The organism is Trebonia sp. (genome assembly GCF_049794275.1).
Taxonomy (GTDB): Bacteria; Actinomycetota; Actinomycetes; order Streptosporangiales; family Streptosporangiaceae; genus Trebonia.
In genome coordinates, this window is sequence record NZ_JBARCR010000039.1 from 1 (window position 1) to 2,636 (window position 2,636).

Below are 2,636 nucleotides of genomic sequence, written 5' to 3' on the forward strand. Positions count from 1 at the left end.
GGGTGCCGCGGCTGCTCGCGGTCGGCGCGGACGTGCTGCTCATCTCGCCGGAGGCCACGCCCGCTCTCGAGGAGCTCGCCGCCGCGGGCCGCGTCGACTGGCGCAAACGCGAGTACCGGCCTGGCGACTGTGACGGCGCCTGGCTGGTCTGCGCCTGCGCGGGCCCGGCGGAGGCGCAGGTCAACGCCAGGGTCGCCGAAGAGGCGGAAAAGAACCGCATCTGGTGCGTCCGGGCGGACGACGCCAGTGAGTCCACGGCCTGGACGCCCGCCACCGGCACCGCGGACGACATCAGCGTCGGGGTGCTGAGCGGCGATCCGCGGCGCAGCGCGGCGATCCGCGACGCCGTTACGACCGGGCTTCAGTCCGGCGTGATCACCGCCAGGCACTACCGGCGGCGCGCCAGCGGGGTGGCGCTCGTGGGCGGCGGTCCCGGGGATCCAGGCCTGATCACCGTCAAAGGCAGGCAGCTGCTGGCCGAGGCCGACGTCGTCGTCACCGACCGGCTGGCGCCTCGTGAGCTGCTCGCCGAGCTGCCGCCCGACGTGACGGTCATCGACGCGGGCAAGGTCCCGTATAAGCGGGCTATGTCGCAGGACGAGATCAACGACGCGCTGGTCACGAACGCGCTCCAGGGCCGTTTCGTGGTGCGGCTCAAGGGCGGGGACCCGTTCGTGTTCGGCCGCGGCGGTGAGGAGATGCTGGCCTGCCTGCGGGCTGGCGTGCCGGTGACGGTGGTGCCCGGGGTCAGCAGCGCGGTCGGGGTGCCGACCGCGGCGGGCGTGCCGGTGACCCACCGGGGCACCGCGCAGGATTTTCACGTGATATCCGTCCACGTCCCGCCTGGGGATGAGCGGTCCACGGTGGACTGGGTAGGACTAGCGAAAACCGACGGAACATTGGTGCTGCTGATGGCCCTGGAACGCCTTGGGGACGTGGCGCGGACGCTCATCAGGTATGGACGACAGGGAAACTGCCCGGTTTCGGTAATCGCGGACGGTACCATGCCCACGCAGCGCACAATTTACTCAACGCTTGATCAAGTCGAAAGGCATGTCGCAGACGAGGAGATCCGGCCTCCGGCCGTCGTGGTTATCGGCGGCGTGGTAACCATCGCGACCGAACTCGCCGGCCTCGCACGGCGGCTAGCCGGCCACAGCCAGGCCACAACTCGCCGGTTACGGTCGGGCGGCGTCTCTTCGCTAGTGCCCCCGCTGGCGGAGAAAAATTAACGAGCATAAAAGCAGGCGGGACGAATGGAAGGAAAGGGCGGGACGGCGGAAGAATCGCCGTCGCCCGGAATAGCGTGGCGCGCATCTGAAGCAGAGCACGACCAGCAGCCAGACCAGGCCCAACAAGCCCACCAACTAGGCCAGCCACAACCGGCACAGCAGGCAGATCTGTCAAACCAGGCGCACGACGCGGATATTGTCAATTCCATGGCGGCGCCGGACGACGAAATGGGCGAAAACCAGGTGCCCGGTGAGGAATTGGCGCCACGAGGTGGTGGCCAGCCCGCATCGGCCGGGTATCAGCCAGGCGTGACCAGCTCCTGGCATGAGTCGCGGGTCCGGGTGGACGCGCGGCTGCTTGAGGCTACCCTGCTCAACCTCAGGAAGCGGATCTCCGCTATTCCGCTGGTCTTTGACCTCCCGGGTGCCACCGACGTGGAGGCGGAACGCGCCAAGCTGCTCAGCCAGATCGACGACTACCTGCTGCCGCGGGTCCGCCAGAGCGCGGCGCCGATCCTGGTCGCGCTCGTCGGCTCGACAGGCGCCGGCAAGTCCACGCTGGTGAACAGCATCGTCGGCACGCAGGTGAGCCTCACCGGCATCAGGCGGCCGACCACCAACTCCCCGGTGCTCGCCTGCCACCCCGACGACATCGGCTGGTTCGCGGAGAACATGTTCCTGCCCACGCTGCCGCGCGTCCGCCAGGAGGGGCTGGCCAGGCCGGGCCGCGACGGGCTGCTCGTGCTCGCCGCCAGCGAGAGCATGACCAAGGGCGTCGCGCTGCTCGACACCCCCGACATCGACTCCGTGGTGCGGGCGCACTACGACTTCGCCTACCAGTTCCTCGACGCGTCCGACCTGTGGCTGTTCATGACCAGCGCCAGCCGGTACGCGGACGCGCCGGTGTGGGAGATCCTGCAGCACGCCAGGGAGCGCGGCGCCGCCCTCGGCGTCATCCTGTCCCGCGTGCCGCCCGCCCACCGCACCGAGCTCGTCACCCACTTCGACGCCATGCTCGCCGCGAACGGCATCGTCCCTGGCAAGCGGTTCGTGATCCCGGAGACCGGCATCGTGGACGGCATGCTGCCGATCGACGTCCTGCAGCCGGTGAAGGACTGGCTGACCGAGACCGCGCAGTACTCCGACAGGCGGGTCGCGGTGCTCACCCAGACGATGGCCGGCGTTCTCGACACGTTCAAGTTCCGGGTGCCGCGGCTCGCGGCCCACGTCGACGCCCAGGTGAGCCTGCGCACCAGGCTCCGCTACGAGGCCGAGGCCGCCTACGGCACCGCGCTCAAGGAGTTCGACCAGAGCACGAGGAACGCCCAGCTGCTGCGCGGCGAGGTGCTCGCCCGCTGGCAGGACTACGCGGACAGCGGCGAGCTCGGCGCCGCGCTGCGTGGC

At 69.7% G+C, this 2,636-nt stretch carries 2 protein-coding genes; both read left to right on the top strand.

The window, feature by feature from the left end:
- The first annotated feature begins 2 nt into the window (after positions 1-2).
- Complete coding sequence (cobA, locus tag WA805_RS01010) at positions 3-1,232, top strand: uroporphyrinogen-III C-methyltransferase (RefSeq protein ID WP_425241426.1); 1,230 nt, start codon at positions 3-5, stop codon at positions 1,230-1,232.
- A 207-nt stretch (positions 1,233-1,439) separates the two neighbouring features.
- Positions 1,440-2,636 (top strand): GTPase (locus WA805_RS01015; RefSeq protein WP_425241427.1); only part of this gene is annotated, 1,197 nt, incomplete at its 3' end.